This is a genomic window from Sphingomonas mangrovi (genome assembly GCF_047975845.1).
GTDB lineage: Bacteria > Pseudomonadota > Alphaproteobacteria > Sphingomonadales > Sphingomonadaceae > Sphingomonas.
Genome location: NZ_JBIUCZ010000017.1, coordinates 41,028 through 60,899, shown reverse-complemented (window position 1 = coordinate 60,899; position 19,872 = coordinate 41,028). Strand labels below are relative to the sequence as shown.

18 protein-coding genes and 1 tRNA gene are annotated in these 19,872 nt (G+C 70.3%); 14 read left to right on the top strand and 5 right to left on the bottom strand.

Annotated elements, in window-relative coordinates:
- Positions 1 to 147: 147 nt before the first annotated feature.
- Genes ACBY01_RS10125 through ACBY01_RS10070 form a run of 12 tightly spaced genes read left to right on the top strand, consistent with a single transcriptional unit; the run spans position 148 to position 11,535 of the window.
- Entirely contained in the window at positions 148 to 774 is a 627-nt protein-coding gene (locus tag ACBY01_RS10125; protein WP_416460701.1) for a cytochrome c3 family protein, read from the top strand.
- Complete coding sequence (locus ACBY01_RS10120) at positions 771 to 3,602, top strand: TAT-variant-translocated molybdopterin oxidoreductase (protein WP_416460700.1); 2,832 nt, start codon at positions 771 to 773, stop codon at positions 3,600 to 3,602. Before ACBY01_RS10125 ends, ACBY01_RS10120 begins: the two co-directional genes overlap by 4 nt.
- The gene (nrfD, locus tag ACBY01_RS10115) at positions 3,599 to 4,918 is read left to right on the top strand and encodes an NrfD/PsrC family molybdoenzyme membrane anchor subunit (protein ID WP_416460699.1); all 1,320 of its coding nucleotides are present in this window, start codon (positions 3,599 to 3,601) and stop codon (positions 4,916 to 4,918) included. The genes ACBY01_RS10120 and nrfD overlap by 4 nt, the downstream gene beginning before the upstream one ends.
- Positions 4,911 to 5,450 (top strand): DUF3341 domain-containing protein, encoded by a 540-nt coding sequence (locus tag ACBY01_RS10110; protein ID WP_416460698.1) that lies wholly within the window; start codon positions 4,911 to 4,913, stop codon positions 5,448 to 5,450. The genes nrfD and ACBY01_RS10110 overlap by 8 nt, the downstream gene beginning before the upstream one ends.
- A complete protein-coding gene (locus ACBY01_RS10105; RefSeq protein WP_416460697.1) occupies positions 5,447 to 5,926 on the top strand; it encodes a c-type cytochrome in 480 nt (159 codons plus the stop codon). The genes ACBY01_RS10110 and ACBY01_RS10105 overlap by 4 nt, the downstream gene beginning before the upstream one ends.
- Positions 5,916 to 6,941 (top strand): hypothetical protein, encoded by a 1,026-nt coding sequence (locus tag ACBY01_RS10100; protein ID WP_416460696.1) that lies wholly within the window; start codon positions 5,916 to 5,918, stop codon positions 6,939 to 6,941. Before ACBY01_RS10105 ends, ACBY01_RS10100 begins: the two co-directional genes overlap by 11 nt.
- Positions 6,938 to 7,321, top strand: coding sequence for a hypothetical protein (locus ACBY01_RS10095; RefSeq protein WP_416460695.1), 384 nt, complete (start codon positions 6,938 to 6,940; stop codon positions 7,319 to 7,321). Before ACBY01_RS10100 ends, ACBY01_RS10095 begins: the two co-directional genes overlap by 4 nt.
- Positions 7,318 to 8,073 carry an SCO family protein gene (locus ACBY01_RS10090; protein ID WP_416460694.1) on the top strand — a complete coding sequence of 252 codons (756 nt, stop codon included), beginning with the start codon at positions 7,318 to 7,320 and terminating at the stop codon, positions 8,071 to 8,073. The genes ACBY01_RS10095 and ACBY01_RS10090 overlap by 4 nt, the downstream gene beginning before the upstream one ends.
- Complete coding sequence (gene coxB / locus ACBY01_RS10085; protein ID WP_416460693.1) at positions 8,070 to 9,014, top strand: cytochrome c oxidase subunit II; 945 nt, start codon at positions 8,070 to 8,072, stop codon at positions 9,012 to 9,014. The genes ACBY01_RS10090 and coxB overlap by 4 nt, the downstream gene beginning before the upstream one ends.
- Positions 9,004 to 10,644 carry a cytochrome c oxidase subunit I gene (locus tag ACBY01_RS10080; RefSeq protein WP_416460692.1) on the top strand — a complete coding sequence of 547 codons (1,641 nt, stop codon included), beginning with the start codon at positions 9,004 to 9,006 and terminating at the stop codon, positions 10,642 to 10,644. Before coxB ends, ACBY01_RS10080 begins: the two co-directional genes overlap by 11 nt.
- Complete coding sequence (locus ACBY01_RS10075) at positions 10,637 to 11,257, top strand: cytochrome c oxidase subunit 3 (RefSeq protein WP_416460691.1); 621 nt, start codon at positions 10,637 to 10,639, stop codon at positions 11,255 to 11,257. The genes ACBY01_RS10080 and ACBY01_RS10075 overlap by 8 nt, the downstream gene beginning before the upstream one ends.
- Positions 11,254 to 11,535 (top strand): cytochrome C oxidase subunit IV family protein, encoded by a 282-nt coding sequence (locus ACBY01_RS10070; RefSeq protein ID WP_416460689.1) that lies wholly within the window; start codon positions 11,254 to 11,256, stop codon positions 11,533 to 11,535. Before ACBY01_RS10075 ends, ACBY01_RS10070 begins: the two co-directional genes overlap by 4 nt.
- Positions 11,536 to 11,554: 19 nt before the next feature.
- On the opposite strand, the gene ACBY01_RS10065 is transcribed toward ACBY01_RS10070, so the two are convergent.
- The 3 genes from ACBY01_RS10065 to ACBY01_RS10055 form a co-directional block, all read right to left on the bottom strand.
- Positions 11,555 to 12,214 (bottom strand): OmpA family protein, encoded by a 660-nt coding sequence (locus tag ACBY01_RS10065; protein WP_416460687.1) that lies wholly within the window; start codon positions 12,212 to 12,214, stop codon positions 11,555 to 11,557.
- Entirely contained in the window at positions 12,211 to 14,034 is a 1,824-nt protein-coding gene (locus tag ACBY01_RS10060; RefSeq protein ID WP_416460686.1) for a cation:proton antiporter, read from the bottom strand. The genes ACBY01_RS10065 and ACBY01_RS10060 overlap by 4 nt, the downstream gene beginning before the upstream one ends.
- Before the next feature lie 97 nt (positions 14,035 to 14,131).
- Positions 14,132 to 14,208: transfer RNA gene (locus tag ACBY01_RS10055), tRNA-Arg, on the bottom strand.
- Between the two features lie 176 nt (positions 14,209 to 14,384).
- On the opposite strand from ACBY01_RS10055, the gene ACBY01_RS10050 reads away from it, so the two are divergent.
- Together ACBY01_RS10050 and ACBY01_RS10045 are read left to right on the top strand one after the other, a co-directional pair.
- Positions 14,385 to 14,924 (top strand): pseudouridine synthase, encoded by a 540-nt coding sequence (locus ACBY01_RS10050; protein WP_416460684.1) that lies wholly within the window; start codon positions 14,385 to 14,387, stop codon positions 14,922 to 14,924.
- Positions 14,921 to 15,286, top strand: coding sequence for a reverse transcriptase-like protein (locus ACBY01_RS10045; protein ID WP_416460683.1), 366 nt, complete (start codon positions 14,921 to 14,923; stop codon positions 15,284 to 15,286). The genes ACBY01_RS10050 and ACBY01_RS10045 overlap by 4 nt, the downstream gene beginning before the upstream one ends.
- Positions 15,287 to 15,330: 44 nt before the next feature.
- Here ACBY01_RS10045 and ACBY01_RS10040 read toward each other — a convergent pair whose 3' ends face one another.
- Positions 15,331 to 16,743, bottom strand: coding sequence for a glycoside hydrolase family 28 protein (locus tag ACBY01_RS10040; protein WP_416460681.1), 1,413 nt, complete (start codon positions 16,741 to 16,743; stop codon positions 15,331 to 15,333).
- A 137-nt stretch (positions 16,744 to 16,880) separates the two neighbouring features.
- Positions 16,881 to 19,760, bottom strand: coding sequence for a TonB-dependent receptor (locus ACBY01_RS10035; protein WP_416460680.1), 2,880 nt, complete (start codon positions 19,758 to 19,760; stop codon positions 16,881 to 16,883).
- Between the last annotated feature and the right edge of the window lie 112 nt (positions 19,761 to 19,872).

Sequence of the window (19,872 nt, the reverse complement as noted above, 5' to 3'; positions counted from 1 at the left end):
TGAAGATCGTGCAGATACCGGAAATCAGAGGGCACTTCCGTTCGCCATTGGCGGTGATCGATCGATCCGACATCCGGGCGCTTGCCGGACGAGAGCAGAGGAAAGCGCACGCTGGCCCAGATCTTCCGACCTTCGGCAGATACCTGGATGCGGCTCGTCTTCGTGGCGACCGTGGTGGTCTTCTGCACGGTCGCGTTCGGCGGCTGGGCGTTCGTCGATTCCAGCTATCAGAGCCAGGTCGGCTGGGTGCAGGACCAGCCCGTGCCGTTCAGCCACAAGCATCACGTCGGCGACGACGGCATCGACTGCCGCTATTGCCACACGAGCGTCGAGACGAGCGCCCATGCCGGGCTGCCGCCGACGCACACCTGCATGTCGTGTCATTCGCAGCTGTGGACCGGGGCCGAGGTGCTGGCGCCCGTGCGCCAGAGCCTGGCGAGCGGCAAGCCGCTGGTCTGGCACCGCGTCGCCCAGCTGCCCGACTATGTCTATTTCAACCACTCGATCCACGTCGATCGCGGCGTCGCGTGCATCGAATGCCACGGCCGCGTCGACACCATGCCGCTGATGCGACGTGCCGAACCGTTCCAGATGCGCTTCTGCCTCGATTGCCATCGCGACCCCGCCCCCCGCCTCGGCCCGCCCGACCAGGTCACGCGGATGCAGCCGCTCGGCTGGTCGGAGGCGCAGAAGCGCGCCTATGGCGAGCGGGTGATGAAGGCGCACCGCATCGACCCCAAGCAACTCGACAATTGCGGGATCTGCCACCGATGAGCGACGCGCCCGCCCCCGCTCTCGACCAGGCGATCGCAACGCTGCGCTCGGCGAGCGGCAAGCGCTTCTGGCGCGGACTCGACGAGCTGGTCGAGCGCGCCGACTTCCGCGCGCGGCTGGGCGAGACGTTCCCGGCGCTGGCGGGCAGCGCGAGCGACTGGCGGCGGCGCGACATCCTGAAATGTCTGGGTGGGGCGCTGGCGCTCGCCGGGCTCGATGGCTGCGAGCGCGTGCCCGACGAGGACGCGCTGCCCTTCGTGGAGCAGCCGGAGGGCGAGGTTCCGGGGATCGCGCGCTTCTACGCAACCGCGGTCGAGCACGACGGCATCGCCCAGCCGGTGATCGGCACGACGCGAATGGCCCGGCCGATCAAGCTGGAAGGCAATCCCGACCATCCCGCCTGTGCCGGCGCCACCGACGCCTTCACCCAAGCGGCGCTGCTCGGCCTCTACGATCCCGAGCGCTCCGCCGCACCGCACCAGCTGGGCGTCGTCACGACCTGGGCACGGGTCGACACCGCCATGACCCAGCTGCGCGCGAAGCTCGATGCGAGCGGCGGCGCGGGCTTCCGCCTGCTCACGGGGCCGGCCGGATCGCCGACGCTGCTGCGTCAGATCGCCGCGCTGCTCCGCCGCTGGCCGCAGGCGCACTGGCATGGCGGATCGCTGCTCCCCCAGCCGACGCGGCGGCTGCTGCTCGATCGCGCCCATGTCGTCGTCGCGTTCGACGACGATCCGCTCGGGCCGGGGCCGCTCCAGACCTTTCACGCACGCGGCTGGAGCACGCGGCGGCGCGGCTATCAGGCAGGCGACGGCGCCGCCGAGCTGCTGGTCGCCGAACCCAGCCCGACGCTGACCGGGGTCACGGCGACCGAACGGCTGGTCGCGCGCGCCGATCGGATGCCGGCGCTGCTGGCGGCGCTGGCGGCGCAGCTCGGGCTGGGCGGCGCCGCACCGGCGCTGACCTCGCCGGAAGCGGCCTGGGTGGCGCGCGCGCACCGCGCGCTGGCCGCGAACCGCGGGCGCGGGCTGGTGACGGTGGGCGCGCAGCAGCCTCCCGAACTGCACCGCATCGCCGAGGCGATCGACGCCGCGCTCGGCAACGCCGACGTCACGAGCGCGGACATCGCGGCGACTGCCGCGCCGGAGAGCCTCCCCGCGCTTGCCGAGGCGATCCGCGGCGGCGGTGTCGAGACGCTGCTGATCCTCGACGCGAACCCGGTCTATGCCGCGCCCAACGGGCTCGACTGGGCGGCGCTGATCGGGCGCGTGCCGCTCGCCATCCACGCCGGGCTCCACCGCGACGAGACGGCGGAGCGCTGCCGGTGGCATGTGCCGACCACCCATGCGCTGGAGATGTGGAGCGACGGCCGCGCCGCCGACGGCTCTCCGGTCGCGATCCAGCCGCTGGTCCGCCCGTGGCTCGACGTGCGCTCGCGCCACGCGCTGCTCGCCGGGCTGACGGGCGAGGATGCCGACGGGCGCGGGATCGTCCGGGCGACCTGGGCGGACACGCTCGACGATGCCGGCTGGCAGCGCGCCCTGCTGAGCGGCCGCATCGATGCGGCGCCTGCGGCAGCATCCGACCCCGCGCCCGGCTTCGCCCCCCTGGAATTGCGCGAAAGAGCCGCTGGGCTCTCGGTACTGGTGCGCCCCGACCCCTGCGTCTGGGACGGCAGCCTGGCGTCGAACCCCTGGCTGCAGGAGCTGCCCAAGCCGCTCACCAAGATCACCTGGGGCAACGCCGTGCAGGTCAGCCCGGCGCTCGCCCGCGCGCACGATCTCGCCAACGGCGACCTGGTCCGGCTCCGCGTCGGCGACCGCAGCGTCGACGGCCCGGTGTGGATCCTGCCCGGGCAGGAGCGCGACACGGTGCTCGTCCATCTCGGCCACGGCCGGCGGCGTGGCGGCCGCGTCGCGCGAGGTGTCGGCTTCGACGCCTATCCGCTGCTCGGCGCCACCGGCGCGGTGCGTCTCGAAAAGCTCGGCAGGAGCGAGCCGATCGCCACCACCCAGCAGCATTTCGCGATGCAGGGCGACGAGTTCGTCCGCTTCGTCGCCACCGCCGCCGACACGCTGCCCAAGCCGCCGCCGCAGCCCAACTTCTTCCCGCCGCAGAAGTCGAAACCCGCCTGGGGCATGGCGATCGACCTCGATCTGTGCATCGGCTGCAACGCCTGCGTCGTCGCCTGCGTGGCCGAGAACAACATCCCGATGGTCGGCAGGGAACAGGTCGCGATGGGCCGCGAGATGCACTGGCTGCGCGTCGACCGCTATTACGAGGGCTCGCCCGACGAGCCCCGACATGCCTTCCAGCCGGTGCCGTGCATGCATTGCGAGGATGCGCCGTGCGAGATGGGCTGCCCGGTCAACGCCGCGGTCCACAGCCCCGACGGGCTCAACCTGCAGGTCTACAACCGCTGCATCGGCACGCGCACCTGCTCGGCCTATTGCCCCTACAAGGTCCGCCGCTTCAACTGGTTCGACCTGACTGCGGGCGACCCGCCCGAGCTGCGCGCGCAGCGCAACCCCGAAGTGACGGTGCGCGGCCGCGGCGTCATGGAGAAGTGCACCTACTGCATCCAGCGGATCAGCGCCGCCCGGATCGAGGCGAAGAAGGCGGACCGCGGCATCGCCGATGGCGAGGTGGTCACCGCCTGCCAGGCCGCCTGCCCGACCCAGGCGATCGTGTTCGGCGACGTCTCCGACGGCGGCACGAAGGTCTCGGCGCGCAAGGCGAACGGCCGCGACTACGATCTGCTTCCGGACGCCAATACGCGCCCGCGCACCACCTATCAGGCGCGGATCCGCGGCGGGGGCGAGGCATGACCGCCGCCTCGACCAGGCAGGCCGCCGCCGAGCGCATCGTCGCCATCCCGCCGCACTTCCCGGCGCGGCGCAGCTGGTGGCTGCTGTTCGGCCTCGCCCTGTCGCTGCTGCTGCTGTTCCTCGTCTCCGTGGCGGTGCTGTTCGCGCGCGGCCCCGGCGTATGGGGTAATAACGTCCCGGTCGGCTGGGGCTTTCCGATCATCAACTATATCTGGTGGCTCGGCATCGGCCATGCGGGCACGCTGATCTCGGCGATGCTGCTGCTGCTCGGCCAGACGTGGCGCAATTCCCTGAACCGCTTCGCCGAGGCGATGACGCTGTTCGCGGTGATGTGCGCCGGGCTCTACCCGATCCTGCACCTGGGGCGGCCGTGGCGCTTCTACTGGATGGCGCCGTACATCAACACGATGAACGTGTGGCCGCAGTTCAAGAGCCCGCTCACCTGGGACTTCTTCGCGGTCCTCACCTATCTGATTGTCTCGACTTTGTTCTGGTACATCGGCATCCTGCCCGATCTGGCGGCGGCGCGCGACCGGGCGACGCGGCGGCGGTGGCAGGTCTTCTTCGGTCTCGCGGCGCTCGGCTGGCGCGGGCAGGCGTCGCACTGGGCGCGCTGGAACCAGGCCTACCGCCTCACCGCCGCCATCGCCGTTCCGCTCGTCGTCTCGGTCCATTCGGAGATTTCGCTGCTGCTCGCCGCCGGGCCGGTGCCGGGCTGGAACTCGACGGTGTTCCCGCCCTATTTCGTGCTCGGCGCGGCTTTTTCGGGTTTCGCGGTGGTGTCGATGCTCACCGTCTGGCTGCGCTGGATGCTGGGTCTGCACGCGCTCGTCACGCCGCGGCACCTCGACATGCTCGGCGTGCTGCTGCTCGTGACCGGGTTGATGACCGGCTACGGCTATGTCGCCGAAGCGTTCGACGCCGCCTGGGCGGGCGGCAAGGAGGTCGAGACGCTGGTCGACCGCTTCGTCGGTCCGTATGCGTGGAGCTATTGGGGGGCGCTGCTCTTCAACTTCGTGCCGCTGCAACTGCTGTGGTGGAGGCGCATCCGCACCGCCCCCGCGGCGCTGTTCCTCGTCGGCCTGTCGGCGACGATCGGCATGTGGATGGAGCGCTATATGCTCCTGGTGAGCTCTCTCTACCGCGACTGGCTGGAAAGTTCGGTGCAGCTCTACGCGCCCACTTTTTGGGACTGGAGCCTGTTCGCGGGCACGATCGGGCTGTTCCTCACCTGCTTCCTGCTGTTCGTGCGCTTCCTGCCGGTGATCTCCGCCTTCGAGGTGGAGGAGCAGCTTGCCGAGGGCGCGCATGGCTGAGCAGCACCTCCACGCCGTGCTGGCCGAGTTCCGCGACGGCGAGGCGCTGGTGGCGGCGGCGCGTGCCGTGCGCGCGCAGGGCTTCGGCCCGCTCGACGCCTTCACCCCCTTTCCGGTAGAAGGGCTGGCGGAAGCGCTCGGGCTCGGCGACCGCAAGGTGCCGGTCGCGATGCTGGCAGGGGGAATGGCGGGCGCGGCGGCCGGTTTCCTGATGCAGGTCGCCACCAATCTCGACTATCCGCTGCGGATCGGCGGTCGGCCGCTGATCGCGGTGCCTTCGTTCCTGCTGATCACGTTCGAGACGATGGTGCTGGGCGCCGTGCTCGCCGGCATCGCCACGCTGTTCCTCGCCAACCGGCTGCCGAAGCTCCACCACCCGGTGTTCGGCGCCGACGGCTTCGATCTGGGTGGCGACGACCGCTTCTATCTCGCGATCTTCGCCGGTCCGCGGTTCGACCGCGATGCGGCGGGGAAGGCGCTGGCGGCGCTCAAGCCGCGCGCGATCGTCGACGTGCCGGAGACGGTGTCGTGAAGCGGGTTGCGGCGATCGCGCTGCTGCTGGCCGGCTGCGACGGCAACATGGTGCAGCAGCCGCGCTACGACGACTATGAGCGGTCGCCGCTGTTCGCCGACGGCAAGGCGCCCCAGGCCGCGCCCGAGGGTACCGTCGACCGGCAGGCGCCGCTGCACGCCGCCGAGACGATGCGCCCGCCGCTCGACGCGGCGCTGATGGCGCGCGGGCGCGAGCGCTACGGCATCTACTGCGCGATGTGCCACGGGCTCGACGGCCGCGGCGAGGCGGTCCTCCCCGCGCGCGGCTTCCCCAAGCCGCCGAGCCTGCTCGAGCCGCGGCTCGTCGCCGCGCCGTCGCAGCATGTCTACGACGTCGTCACCCACGGCTACGGGACGATGTACGCCTATTCGGACCGGGTGAGCCCGCACGACCGCTGGGCGATCGCCGCCTATGTCCAGGCGTTGCAGATGAGCGGAGGTGCGCGTGCGCGCTGACCGCGGGTTGCTCGTGCTGGGGGCGCTGTGCTGTGCGGGCGCGCTGGGGCTGGCGCTGGTCGATCCGCGCGCGGCGCTCACCGGCTGGCTCGCTGCCGTCGTAGGCTTCGCGGCGATCCCCGCCGGGGCCCTGTGCCTCCAGGCGATGATGCGACTGGTCCGCGGCGCCTGGGGAGAGGCGCTGCGCCTGACGTGCGAGGGCGGCGCGATGCTGGCGGTCCCCGCCGCCGTCTCCTTCGTGCCGGTGCTGCTCGGGATGACCGCGATCTACCCCTGGATGATCGAGCCGCCGCACAACGGCTTTCAGGCGGCGTGGCTCGCGCCGCTCCCGTTCGCGCTGCGCACGCTGCTGTGGTTCGGCGTGCTGGTCGGCAGCGCCCGGCTGCTGCGCGCGCGGACCAGCACCGCCGCCGTCGCCGCGGTCACGCTGCTGCTGTGGCCGGTGCTGGGCAGCGCGGTCGCCACGGACTGGCTGATGTCGCTGCGGCCGCACTTCGCCTCCTCCGGCTTCGGGCTCCAGATCCTGATCCTTTCGGTGACGCTCGCCTATGCGGTGCTGCTCCGGCTGCGTCTCCGCGCCGGTCGCACCCCGGTTCGCCCCGGCGTGCTCGGCGCGCTGCTGCTGACGCTGCTGCTGCTCTGGGCCTACATCCAGTTCCTGCCCTTCTTCATCCTCTGGTCGCCGGGTCTTCCCGAGGGGGCGGCCTGGTATGGCGAGCGCAGCGGCGGCTGGGACGTGGCGGAGGTCGCGTTCGGCATGCTCGGCGGCGTGCCGCTGCTGATGCTGCTGTTCCCCGCGATCCGCCACAGCCCCGCGTGGCTGGCGCGCCTGGCGACCGCCGTGGCCGCGGGAAAGCTGATCGAGTTCGCCTGGTTCGCGCTGCCCGGCACGGGGCTGCTCGGCCTCGGCGCCTACGCGCTGGCGCTGCTCGGCGTCGCCCTGCTGACCGCGGCGCTGCTGCCGGCCGCGTTACGCCGCCGCATCGCCGCCCGCGCGCCAAAGGCCGCGGCATGACCCGCGGGCTCCACTCCGACACCGACGTCCAGCGCGGCGAGGGAGCGCCGCCGCGCGAAGTCGAGACCCGCGACGCGCCGCCGGGACGCGTGGCGATCGGCGTCGGGCTGTTCCTGTCGCTGATGCTGATCGGGCTCGCCCTGTCGGCGGTGTTGCTGTGGCAGCTCAACCGCGACCATGCGCCGAGCGCCGAGGCGCAGGCGCGCGCGCCGGTCGAGCCGCCGCCGCCGCACCTGCTCGCCCATCCTGCCGACGAGCGGATCCGGCTCGAAGCGGCGGCGCGCGCCCGGCTGGCGCAAGGGCCGATGCCCATCGACCGCGCGATGCGCGAGGTGGTGGCACGCGGCTGGGACGATGCACCCGCGGAGCCGCGCCGATGATCCTGCGTGCGCTCCCCCTGCTGCTCCTCGCCGCCGCCCCCGCCGCGGCGCAGACCTTCGATCCGTTCGGAGAGGCTGGCGTCGACGCGCGACCGGGCGCGCGGGTGCCGATGGATGCGCCGTTCACCGCGGCCGACGGACGGCGGACGACGCTGCGCGCGATCGCCGGCGGCAAGCCGATCCTGCTCGCCCCCGTGCTGCACGAATGCCCCAATCTCTGCGGCGTGACGCTGGCCGGCGTCGCCGACGCGGTCGCCGCGCAATCGTTGCGCCCCGGCCGCGACTTCTCCCTGGTCGCCTTCGGCATCGACCCCAAGGAAGGCGCTGCCGACGCCGCCGCCGACCTCGCCCGCCTCCGCGAGCGCACGCCGATCGACGCCTGGTCGCTCGTCGGCGACGCGAAGCCGGTCCACGCCGTCACCGACGCGATCGGCTATCGCTACGCCTGGGACGCGCGCATCCGCCAATATGCCCATGTCGCCGCGGTGGCGGTGATCACGCCGGAGGGGCGGCTGTCGGGCTGGCTCTACGGCCTGACCCCCAGCGCTGCCGATCTGCATCAGGCGCTGCTCGCCGCGCGGGCGGAACGGAGCGGCAGCTGGGGCGAGCAGCTCGCGCTGCTCTGCTTCCACTATGATCCGGTCAGCGGGCGCTACACGCCGGCGATCGAGAAGATCCTGCGCATCGCCGCGTTCGCCACGGTGGCGGCGCTGGCGCTGCTGCTCCTGCGCATGCGAAGGAAGCGCGCATGAGCGCGGCCATCGAACTCTGGCCGCCCCAGGCGTCGCAGCACGCCAAGGACATCGACCTGCTGATCGGCAGCTTCGGCGCGATGGTGTGGCTGTTCACGCTGCCGGTCTTCGTGCTGATCACCGTCTTCGCGATCCGCTACCGCCGCTCGCACGAGGTCAACCGCGAGCACGCGCCGCCCGGCAACCCGTGGCTGGAGCTGTCCTGGTCGGCGATCCCGTTCCTGATGATCCTGGTCTTCTTCGTCTGGTCGACCGCGCTGTTCCTCGACCTCTACCGTCCGCCGGCCGAGGCGATGCCGATCCACGTCGTCGCCAAGCAATGGATGTGGAAGTTCCAGCATCCCGAAGGCGCGCGCGAGATCAACGACCTGCACGTCCCCGTCGGCACGCCGGTCAAGCTGGTGATGACGTCGGAGGACGCGATCCACAGCCTCTACGTGCCCGCGCTGCGCATCAAGCAGGACGTGCTGCCCGGCCGCTACACGTCGCTGTGGTTCGATGCCGAGCAGGAGGGCGTCTATCCGCTGCGCTGCGCGGAGTTCTGCGGCACCGACCACAGCGCGATGACCGGCCGGCTGATCGTGATGCGCGCCGACGCTTATGCCGCCTGGCTGGCGCGCAACCGCGATGGCGGCGCCGACGGGACGCTGGCAGCGCAGGGTGGCGCGCTGTATCGCCGGCTCGGCTGCGGCGGCTGCCACGGTGCCGGCGCCTCCGTCCGCGCCCCGCCGCTCGGCGGCGTCTTCGGCCGGCCGGTCGCGCTGGCGGACGGCGGCAGCGTGACCGCCGACGAGCAGTATCTGCGCGATGCGATCCTGCTGCCCAACCGACAGGTCGTTGCCGGCTATCGGCCGATCATGCCGACCTATGCCAACACCCTGTCGGAGGAGCAGGTCAACGCCTTGGTCGAATATCTGAAGGGGGTGCGCGATGGGCGATGAGCGGCACGGCGCGGCCGAGAAGCAGGAGATCGACTATCTCCAGGACGGCCACAGCCTCGCCTCCTGGTTCTTCACCACCGATCACAAGCGGATCGCGATCCTTTACCTGGTGACGGTGACGCTGTTCTTCCTGATCGGCGCGAGCGCGGCGGCGATGATCCGGCTGGAACTGCTCACGCCTGCGGGCGACCTGCTGACCAACGAAGGCTACAATCGCGCCTTCTCGATCCACGGCATCGTCATGGTGTGGTTCTTCCTGATACCGTCGATCCCCAACACCATCGGCAATTTCCTGATCCCGCTGATGATCGGCGCGCGCGACCTCGCCTTTCCGCGGCTGAACCTGCTCAGCTGGTACATCTACGTCGCCGCCGGCATCCTGCTGCTCTTCGTGCTGTTCGGCGGCGGCGTGGATACCGGCTGGACCTTCTACACGCCGCTGTCGTCGGTCTATGCCAATGGCGCGGTGGTGGCGGCGATCGTGGCGGTGTTCATCAGCGGCTTCTCGACGATCCTCACCGGGCTCAACTTCCTCGTCACCATCCACAAGCTGCGCGCGCCGGGCATGACCTGGGGACGGCTGCCGCTGTTCGTCTGGTCGCACTATGCGGTGTCGATCATCTTCGTGCTGGCGACGCCGGTGCTGGCGATCACGCTGCTGCTGGTCGCGGCCGAACGGGTGCTCGGTCTCGGTGTGTTCGACCCGCGGCTGGGCGGCGATCCGCTGCTGTTCCAGCACCTGTTCTGGTTCTACAGCCACCCCGCGGTCTACATCATGGTGCTGCCGGCGCTCGGTGTCGTGAGCGAACTGATCACCGCCGCCGCGCACAAGCGCATCTTCGGCTACTGGTTCGTCGCCTATGCCTCGATCGCGATCGCCGTGATCGGCTTCATGGTGTGGGGCCACCACATGTTCGTGTCCGGCCAGTCGGTCTATGCGAGCACGGTCTTCTCGTTTCTGTCGATCGCGGTCGCGGTGCCCAGCGCGATCAAGATCTACAACTGGACCGCGACGCTCTACAAAGGCGACATCGCGCTCGACGCGCCGCTGCTCTTCGCGCTCGGCTTCATCGGCCTGTTCGTCGCCGGCGGGCTCACCGGGCTGATGCTCGCGATGCTGGCGATCGACGTGCACGTCCACGACACCTATTTCGTGGTCGCACACTTCCACTACATCATGGTCGGCGGCACGGTGACCGCCTTCTTCGGCGCGCTGCACTTCTGGTGGCCCAAGATGACCGGGCGGCTCTACAACGAGACGCTGGCGCGGATCGCCGCGCTCGTGATCCTCGTGGGCTTCAACCTGACCTTCTTCCCCCAGTTCATGCTCGGCTACGAAGGCATGCCGCGGCGCTATCACGTCTATCCGCCCGAGTTTCAGGTGCTGCAGGTGCTGTCGTCGGGCGGCGCCTCGCTGCTGGCGCTCGGCTACGCCATGCCGATCGTCTACCTGCTCTGGTCGCTGCTGCCGGGCGGGCGGCGCGCGCCGGCCAATCCGTGGGGCGCGACCGGCCTCGAATGGTCGACCTCCTCGCCGCCGCCGACGCACAATTTCGTCGAGACGCCGACCGTCGAGCACGGCCCGTATCACTATCCGCTCGAGCATCCCGTGAGCCGCGACGATGACTGAGCTGCACGAGCCGTTTCCGCGGATCGAGCGCCAGCGCGGCGCCGACCGGTTGGGAATGGTGATCTTTCTCGGCAGCGAGCTGATGCTGTTCGGCGGCGTGTTCGCCGCGGCGCTGGCGCTGCGGCTCCGCCACCCTGACGACTACCGGCAGGCGGCGCACCACCTCAAGCTGTGGCTCGGCACCGCCAACACCGCCGTGCTGCTCACCTCCAGCCTGTTCGCGGCGCTCGCCGTCGCCGCGGCGCGCGCGGGCCGGCCGAAGCAGGCCGGGCGGGTGCTGGTGGTCGCCGTGCTGCTCGGTCTCGCCTTCCTCGGCATCAAGGGCGCGGAATATGCCGGCGAGTATCGCGAGGGGCTGATGCCCGGCACCGCCGACGCCGCGTTCGACGGCCATTTCCAGCAGCTATTCATGAACCTCTATTTCGTCGGCACGGGGCTGCACGCGCTGCACGTCACCATCGGCATCGCGCTGATGGCGGTCGCCGCGGCGAGCCGCGCCGCACGCGCGGACCGCGAGGCGGTGCTGTTCGGCAACGTCGCGCTCTACTGGCACTTCGTCGACGTGGTGTGGGTGTTTCTCTACCCCACCCTGTACCTGGCGGGCGCACGATGAGCCGCGAGGTATCGCGCCTGCTGCTCTGCTGGCTCGCGCTGTTGCTCCTGCTGGCGCTCACCGTCGCCGCCGCCTTCGCGCCGCTGGGGCCGGCCAAGACCGGCATCGGCTACGCCATCGCCACCGCCAAGGCCGCGCTGATCCTGTGGTTCTTCATGGAGATGCGTCGCGAGGCGGGCCTGGTGCGGCTGGCAGCGCTCGCCGGCTTCGTGTGGATGCTGCTGCTCCTCACCCTCTCCGGCGCCGACTACCTCACGCGCGACTGGCTCGCCGGCTAGCAGCTGTAGCGCTCGGGCTTCAGCTGCCGCCCTCCTCGGCCTCGGCCTTGGCCGGGGCCGCGGTGTTGCCCTCCACGGTCTCGTCCTGCGCCGGGGCTGCCGGCGGCAGCGCCACCTGCAGTTCGACACGCCGGTTCTTCGCACGCGCCTCGGGATCGTCCGAGCCGTCGGGGCGGGCGTTGGGAACCAGCGGGTTCGTCTCGCCCATCGCGATGACGGTGATCCGTTCGGCCGCAACACCCTTCTCGACCAGATAGTCGCGCACCGCCTCCGCCCGCTTGCGTGCCGCGACTAGGTTCGCGCGGTCGTTGCCGCGGCTGTCGGTGTGGCCCCGCAGCGTGATCGCGCCGCCGGCCTGCATCGTGGGATCGGCGACCAGCGCATCGAGCGCCTGGCGTCCGGCATCGTCCAGCGCAAGCCCCGACTCCCCGAAGCCCACGACCGCCTCGATCGGCTCCAGCGCGGGCGGCTCCGGCTCCGGCTCGGCGATCTCCGGCCGCAGGATCGACTTGGCGTGCGCCGCGCTGTTAGCGGCGTCCTCGGTTTCGGCCGTCGCCTCGTTGTCGACGCTTTCGACAGGTGCCGCCGCATTCTCGGGGGGGGCGTCCTCCGCCGGCGGCGAACATGCGGCCAGACCGAGCGCGATCGCGCTCCCCGCGACCATCATTCTCTTCATCATGCCTCTCCCTTCTGCCCGCGGCGTGCACCGGTCGCGCCCGGCGGGCCATAGGATATGATCGTGTCGCCCGCCTGCGGCACCGGCCTGCTCGCATGCGAGAAGAAGCGCAACGGGGCGCCCGGACGCAGCAGCAGCAGCATGTCGGCGCCCTCCGCCAAATCGGCGCGCGCCGTCTCGAAGTCGAACTTCTCGGTGATCCGCGTCTTTCGGAAGCTCCAGCCCTCGCGGACGCGCTCGATGATCTCCTCGACGCCGTGGCCGCGGGTGAACAGCGCGCGGCCGCGCAGCGACGCTGGCAGGGCGCGCGCGTCCTCGTCGTCCTCGCCGCCGCTGCCCAGCTGATAGACGTTGTCGCGGCCGATTAGCGGCGCGAATTCGTTGCATACCAGCGCGTTGTACGCCTCGTTCTCGCTGGTCGCGGCGAGCACCTCGAACTGTGAGAGGTCGAGTCGTTCCTCGGTCGTCTCCGCCAGGATCTCGCCGTGGTAGGTGGGGATGCCGGCGTGCCGTGCGGGCGCGAGCCGCTGCCAGCTTGTGTCGCAGATGGTGACGGGCACCTCGAGCTGGCGGAGATGTTCGGCGAGCTCCATGCTCCACGGCGTGCAGCCGACGATGAGCAGCCCGCGCTCGGACGCGCCGGTGACGTTCAGCAGCCGCGCCACCGGCCCGATCGAGAAGCCGTGCGCGAGGATCGTCGCGATCACCACCGCGAACGACAAGGTGACCAGGATCGAGCCGTCGCCATAGCCGAGATGGTCGAGCCGCAGCGCGAACAGGCCCGAGATCGCGACCGCGACGATGCCGCGCGGCGCGATCCACGCGACCAGCAGCCGCTCGTTCCACGGCACGCGGGTGAAGGCGAGGCTGAGCAGCACGGTCGCCGGCCGGACGAGGAACAGGAGCACGATCAGGAACGCGAGGAAGCGCCACTCGAACCGCTCCAGCGCCTCCAGATTGAGCGTGGCCGACAGCAGCACGAACACGCCCGAGATCAGCAGGACGGTGACGTTCTCCTTGAACGGGTGGATGTCGCGCAGCGAATCGAGCCGCATGTTCGCGAGCGCCACCCCCATCACCGTCACCGCCAGCAGTCCGGTCTCCTGCTGGATCAGGTTGGACACCACGAAGGCGCCGATCACCGCGACCAGCAGCACCGGCGCCTTCAGATATTCCGGCACATGGCCGCGCGGGAACGACCAGCCGATCGCCTTGGCGGCACCCCAGCCGATCAGCCCCGCGACCACGCTCGCCGCCAGCAGCGAGGTGAGCAGGCCCGGGATGGTGACACCCTCGCTTGCGCGGCGCAGATATTCGTAGGTGACGACGCCGCACAGCGCGCCGATCGGATCGTTGACGATCGCTTCCCACTTCAGGATCGCGCGCGGACGGGCGGCGATATTGTTCTGGCGGAGCAGCGGCATGACCACGGTCGGCCCCGTCACCACCAGGATTCCTGCGAACAGGACGGCGACCGGCCACACCAGCCCGCCGACGTAATAGCAGGCGAGCGAGCCGAGCAGCCAGCCGATCGGCACGCCCAGCACCAGCAGCCGCCCGACCGCGCCATCGGTGCGGCGCAGCTCGCGCAGGTTGAGGCTGAGGCCGCCCTCGAACAGGATCAGCGCCACCGCCAGCGAGACGAGCGGCTCGAGCAGATCGCCGAAGGTGTGGTGCGGGTCGATGAGCCCGGTCACGGGGCCGGCGACCACCCCGGCAACCAGCATCAACGCGATCGCCGGCCAGCCGGTCCGCCACGCGACCCACTGGGCGCCGATGCCGAGCACGCCGATCAGCGCGAGTACCAGGGCTTGTTGTTCCATCCGCGCCGCATAGCGGCACTTGCCGCGCCCCGAAACCCGCGGAGATGCCCGCGCGGGCGATGCCGGAGGAAACAGCGGCCACGCGTGGGCCGGAAAATGGTGCCCCGGGAGAGACTCGAACTCCCGACCTGCGGTTTAGGAAACCGTTGCTCTGTCCTGCTGAGCTACCGGGGCAACCGCGCGGATGCGTAGGTTTTCGGTGGTTTGCCGTCAACGCGGAACACGCAGGTGCGTGCCTGTCATGGTTCGCGCGCCTTTCATCGGGCGGCCGTCGAGCATCCGTTGGGAAGACGCCTCTTCGATCGAAGCCACATTCCTTCTCGTCCGTCATCGGGCCATAGGTGCCCGCCATGACGTTAATCCTGTTCAACAAGCCATTCGACGTGTTGAGCCAGTTCACCGATCGCGGGTCGCCGACGACGCGCGCGACGCTGTCGGATTTCGTCGACGTGCCCGGCGTCTACCCGGCCGGACGGCTCGATCGCGACAGCGAGGGGCTGCTGCTGCTCACCGACGACGGGCGGCTGCAGGCGCGGATCGCCGATCCCCGCTTCAAGCTGCCCAAGATCTATCTGGTGCAGGTGGAGGGCGCGCCGGACGCGGCGGCGCTAGACCGGCTGCGGACCGGCGTCGAGCTGAAGGACGGACCGACCCGGCCTGCCACTGTCGAGCGCATCGCCGACCCCGAGCTGTGGCCGCGCACGCCGCCGATCCGCTTCCGCGCGAGCATCCCCGACTGCTGGCTGCGGCTCACGATCCGCGAGGGCCGCAATCGTCAGGTGCGGCGGATGACGGCGGCGGTCGGCCATCCCACACTGCGGCTGGTGCGGTGGAGCATCGGCGAGTGGACGCTTGCCGGGCTCGCGCCCGGTAGGTGGCGGCAGGCGTGAAGCTCTTCTTCGACGGCGGCTGTCGCCCGGGCAGCGGCATGGAGTTGGCGGTCGTCGCCGGCGGTCGCAGCTTCGTCCGGCGCGAGTTGGGCCCCGGCACCAGCATGGACGCCGAATGGCTGGCGCTGATCGAGGCGATGCGGCGGGCACACGCGCTCGGGCTTGCCGATGCGGTGCTGCTGGGCGATGCGGCCGCGGTGATCGCGCAGGCGAGCGGACGCGTGCGCTGTCCGGCGTCGTGCCTGCCCCACCTTGCGGTGTTCCAGGCGCTGCCGCGCCCCTCCGGGCGGCTGCGCATCCGCTACGTGAAGCGGAGCCAGAACCTGGCCGGGATCGCGCTTGCCGGGCTGCACGATCGGTAGCGGTCAGCGGGGCCTTCTTACGAAATGGCCCCGGTCGACGCTCCTCAATTCGGTGGGCCGGAGCCCATCCCCAGCCGGTAGGGTGTAGCGGAGGGCTCGACCGCCGGCGGACGCACTGGCGGCGCGATGCGCGCCGCCGTCTCCAGGCCGCGCCCGGTGACGTCGGCGATCGCCAGTTCCGGACCGGTGCGAACCTGCACGCGGATATCCCCGAGTACGACGTCGCGCATGTTGGCCAGGGTGATGCCGCGGTCGCAGCTGCCGCTCAGCCCGCGTACGACGAAGCCTTCCACCGGCCGGTCCGGATGGATGTTCACCGCCTCGATCAGCTTCGGCACGTCGCGGACGCGGATCCGTTCGAACACGAGGTTGCGCACGCGGGGAATGCCCTCCCGCCCCGGTACCGGGAACGGATCCTGCTTGCCGCTGTCGAGGAAGTTGAGCCGCAGGAAGCCGTCGCCTGCGCCACCCACGTCGAGGTCGCGCATCGCGATGTCCTCCAGGAACGCGCCGCGCCCGGGCCGGCTCTTGAGGTAGATGCTGAAGGTATGCGCCTTGAGGAAGCGGCAACGCTCGACGCGCACGCGGCGGATTCCACCGCTGGTCTCGCTGCCGATGCCGATGCACGCCCAGCGGTGGTCGCGGAAGCTGCAGTCGGTGATCGTCACGTCCTCGGTGGGACGCGCGAGCGTCGCCCCCTCCATACCGCGCCCCGACTTCAGCGAGATGCAGTCGTCGACGGTGTCGAAGTCGCAGTGGTCGATCGCGACCCGCCGGCAGGAATCGACGTCGATCCCGTCCGCCCTGCCCCGCACCGTCAGGTTCCGGAACAGCACGTCGTCGCAGCAGGTCGGGTGGATCGACCACATGTCGTTCTGCTGGGTGACGACGTCGGTGACGGCGAGCCCCCGCACCTCGACGAATTCGAGCAGCGCGGGATGGCGCAGCCCCGATCGCGCCACCCGGCCGGGGATGGCGTCGGACGCGACGATCCTGCCCTTGCCGGTCAGCCGCACGTTGCGCGCGTCCTGTGCCCACACGAGCCCGACGTAACCGGGAATCCAGCGCCCTTCCCAGCGCACCTGCGTGACCGGATAGTCGGCGAGGTCGGGAGACCCGTGCAGGGCCGCATCCGCATCGATGCGAAGGGTCGTCTTCGATCCGACGCGGATCGCCCCGACCAGGAAGCTGCCGCCGGCGAGCACCACCTCGCCCCCGCCCATCACGGCGCAGCGGTCGAGCGCCTGCTGGACCGCGGCGGTGTCCTTCGTCACGCCGTCGCCCTTCGCGCCGAAGCTGCGCGGGTCGAGGCTCAAGCCAGTCGTGGGAGGCGGGGGAAGCACCGGCAGCGCAGGCGCCGCCCCGCCCTTGCCCCGCCGCGCCGTCGCGGCATGGGCGGCGGCTCCGATCGCGCCGAATCCGGCGGCGGCGAGCAGGGATCGGCGGTCGGTCGGCATGGGCACCCCCTGGATCGAAACGGAACGCGCGCGGCAGAGTGCCGCGCATCCGGACAGCATGCCGCGCGAAAGCCCGACGCGCAAAAGATCCACCGGGCGCGTCGGACTGCGCCCGGTGGATCCGCCTTCCGGGGAGATCAGAAGGCGAAGCGGGCGCCGAGATTGAACTGCCGGCCGCTGTGGGTGAGCACATTGAGCCGGTTGGTCTCGTCGACGAACTGGTCGTTCTCCTCGTCGGTCAGGTTGATCGCCTCCAGGCTGAGCTTGAGCCGGTCGGTGAGGCTGTAGGACATCTGCGCATCGACGTTGATGGTGCGGTTGGTGCCGTTGTAGCTGTTTCCCTCGGTCCCCGGCACCGCGGTCAGATAGCTGGAGCGATAGGCCACCGAGCCGCGGACCGAGAACTTGCGATCCTCATAGTAGAGCGTGCCGTTGGCGGCGTGCTTCGACAGCCCGATCAGCGACGCGCGCACCGAGCTGCTGCCGTCGGCGGCGGTCAGATAGTCGATGTCCGAGTCGACATAGGTGTAGTTGGCGAGGATGCCGAAGTTCGCCAGCACCCCCGGCAGGAAGGAGAAGGGCTGCTGCACGTTCACCTCGAACCCGCGCAGCTTGCCGCCGCTCGAATTCACCGGCTGGCTGACGATGAAGATGTCGGTCGGCGACGCGAGCGATCCTTCGAGCAGCGAGGCCGGCAGCCCGAGCTCGGTGAACGGCACCTGCGTGCTGAGCGACTGGACGAAGGTGCCGATGTCCTTCTGGAACGCGGCGACCGCGTAGATCGCGCCGCGGGTCGGATACCATTCGAGCGACAGGTCGAGGTTGGTGGACTCGGTGGGCTTCAGATTGGGGTTGCCGGTGCTGAAGGTGCGATTGCTGCCGGCCAGGCCCAGGTTGCCGCCGGGCGTGAGCGATCCGATGCCGGCGCGCGCCAGCGTCTTGGCCGCAGCGAAGCGCGCGAGCAGCGTCGGGGTGATATCCACGACCACGTTCGCGGAGGGAAGCCAGCGGCCATAGTCGCGCTCGGCGGTCACCAGCTCGATCGAGTTGCCCTGCCCTGTGTAGCCGGTCGAACGCTGGTCGGTCCGCGTGTAGCGCACGCCGACGTCCCCGCGCACCGGCACGCCGGAGTCGGCCAGGTTGAACTCGGCCATGCCCCAGCCGCCCAGGTCCTCCTCGGTGACGGTGATGAAGGCGCCCCGCGCGCTGGCGTTCTCGATCCCGCCGGTCGCGTAGCGCGGATCGGTGTAGATGCCGTAGAGATCGATGAACTTGGCGAGATCGGGCACGACGAAGCCGGTGAGAGTACCGTCCGGCACGTTCAGCCCCTTGCCGAAGCCGGAGAACTGCATCGTCGCCGCGGCGATCTGTGCCGGGGTGAGCGTCTGCACCACCGCCTCGCCCGATAGCCGGCGCCGCTCGGTCGAGTCGTAGGAGAAGCGCCGCCAGTCCACCCCGCCCTTGAGCTTGATTGCGGAGGTCGCCTCCCACTCCAGGAAGCCCTTGGCATTGGTGAAGCTGTTGTCGACCGTCTGCGGGCGGATGCGGACTTCGGACGTGCCGTTCGCGAAGGCGAACGTCCCCGGATCGGTCACGTCGACCCCCGGCCGGATCGTCGGAAACCGCGTCGAGAAGTCGTAGTAGAAGCCCTGCGTGTTCGCCGCGTCGAGCGTCACGGTCGTCTGGATCGGATTACGGAAGGCGGACTTGGCATAGCCGACGACCGCGCCGAACTTCAGCCGCTCGCCCAGCTTCTGGTCGAGCGTTCCGGTCAGCTGGTAGAAGTCGGTCTTGAGCGCGTCGTAGCGCGACTGGACGCGCAGATCGACGTTGTCGAACGTGCCGCTGATGAGGTTGTTGTTCTCGTCGACGGTGCCCGAGCGGATGATCGTCTGCGGCTTGCCCGCGCCCGAACGGCTGAAGCTGATCGCCTGGAACTGCGCCTCCTGCCGGGTGCCGTCGAGCCGCGAATAGAGGCCGTCGATCGACAGCAGCGTGGCGTCGGTCGGCTGCCACTGGATCGAGGTCGCCGCACCCAACCGCTTCTGCGAGATGTCGTAGCTGACGAGGCCGGGGATGCGCGGATGGTAGAGCGCCGTCTCCGGGTTGGTGTCGTTGATCTGGCCGATCGTCTTGCCGTCGACCGTCGAGCCCGGCGCGAACCCGCCGTTGAAGCCGCCATAGGTCCAGCGGGTGATGTTGGCGCCTTCTTCCTTCAGTCGACGCTCTTCGTAGGCGATCGACAGCAGCACGCCGAACCGGCCGTCGGGGCTGATCGTCGAGACCAGTCCGGACAGCCGCGGCGTCACCTTCTCGCGCAGGTCATTGTAGCTCGCCTGCGCGGAGAGCACCGCGGTCGACTTCTTGTAGTCGAACGGCCGCGCGGTCTGCAGGTCGACGGTGGCGCCCAGCGACCCCTCCTCGACGTCGGCGGTCGCCGTCTTGCGGACCGCCAGGCTGTTGAACAGGTCCGACGAGAAGATGTTGAAGTCGAAGCCGCGGCCGCGGTTGACGCCGCCCGAGTTGTCGGTGCCGCCGGTGGTGCCGATCGCCTCCATGCCGTTGATCCGCACGCGGGTGTATTCCGGCCCGAGCCCGCGCACCGAGACGTTGCGCCCTTCACCGTTGACGCGGCTGATCGCGACGCCGGGAATCCGCTGCAGCGATTCCGCCAGGTTCAGGTCAGGGAACTCGGCGATGTCCTCCGCCTTGATCGCGTCGATCGAGGCGGTCTCGTTGCGCTTGATCGACAGCGCGCTGTTGAGGCTTTCGCGAAAACCCGTGACGACGATATCGCCTTCCGTCGCCGGCGCGTTGGTGAGCGCCGGTTCCTGCTCGACCGCCGGAGAGGCCGGGGGCGCGTCGGTGCTCTCGACGTTGCCGGCCGCCCGCGCGCCCTTTTCGGCATTGGTCTCCGGCACCTGCTGCGCCCAGGCCGGCTGACAAAGCGCCGGAGCGAGCAGCGCGCTGGTCGCGACGAGCATGATGCGGACGGCGTGCGTACGGGACGGTCGCATGGGAACTCCCCCTCCTGTGGTCGCGCCTCCCCATAAGGCGGCGCGTGGCCGATCTCCTTGACGGACCGGCTTCTTCATCGGGGAGGTTGCGATGGCTCGCCGGCGAATGCCA

Excerpts from the sequence above, each read along its gene's own strand:
- ACBY01_RS10125 (WP_416460701.1), top strand. The coding sequence starts at position 148 with ATGCGGCTCGTCTTCGTGGCGACCGTGGTGGTCTTCTGCACGGTCGCG.
- ACBY01_RS10120 (WP_416460700.1), top strand. The coding sequence starts at position 771 with ATGAGCGACGCGCCCGCCCCCGCTCTCGACCAGGCGATCGCAACGCTG.
- nrfD (WP_416460699.1), top strand. The coding sequence starts at position 3,599 with ATGACCGCCGCCTCGACCAGGCAGGCCGCCGCCGAGCGCATCGTCGCC.
- ACBY01_RS10110 (WP_416460698.1), top strand. The coding sequence starts at position 4,911 with ATGGCTGAGCAGCACCTCCACGCCGTGCTGGCCGAGTTCCGCGACGGC.
- ACBY01_RS10095 (WP_416460695.1), top strand. The coding sequence starts at position 6,938 with ATGACCCGCGGGCTCCACTCCGACACCGACGTCCAGCGCGGCGAGGGA.
- ACBY01_RS10090 (WP_416460694.1), top strand. The coding sequence starts at position 7,318 with ATGATCCTGCGTGCGCTCCCCCTGCTGCTCCTCGCCGCCGCCCCCGCC.
- coxB (WP_416460693.1), top strand. The coding sequence starts at position 8,070 with ATGAGCGCGGCCATCGAACTCTGGCCGCCCCAGGCGTCGCAGCACGCC.
- ACBY01_RS10080 (WP_416460692.1), top strand. The coding sequence starts at position 9,004 with ATGGGCGATGAGCGGCACGGCGCGGCCGAGAAGCAGGAGATCGACTAT.
- ACBY01_RS10075 (WP_416460691.1), top strand. The coding sequence starts at position 10,637 with ATGACTGAGCTGCACGAGCCGTTTCCGCGGATCGAGCGCCAGCGCGGC.
- ACBY01_RS10070 (WP_416460689.1), top strand. The coding sequence starts at position 11,254 with ATGAGCCGCGAGGTATCGCGCCTGCTGCTCTGCTGGCTCGCGCTGTTG.
- ACBY01_RS10065 (WP_416460687.1), bottom strand. The coding sequence starts at position 12,214 with ATGATGAAGAGAATGATGGTCGCGGGGAGCGCGATCGCGCTCGGTCTG.
- ACBY01_RS10060 (WP_416460686.1), bottom strand. The coding sequence starts at position 14,034 with ATGGAACAACAAGCCCTGGTACTCGCGCTGATCGGCGTGCTCGGCATC.
- ACBY01_RS10050 (WP_416460684.1), top strand. The coding sequence starts at position 14,385 with ATGACGTTAATCCTGTTCAACAAGCCATTCGACGTGTTGAGCCAGTTC.
- ACBY01_RS10040 (WP_416460681.1), bottom strand. The coding sequence starts at position 16,743 with ATGCCGACCGACCGCCGATCCCTGCTCGCCGCCGCCGGATTCGGCGCG.
- ACBY01_RS10035 (WP_416460680.1), bottom strand. The coding sequence starts at position 19,760 with ATGCGACCGTCCCGTACGCACGCCGTCCGCATCATGCTCGTCGCGACC.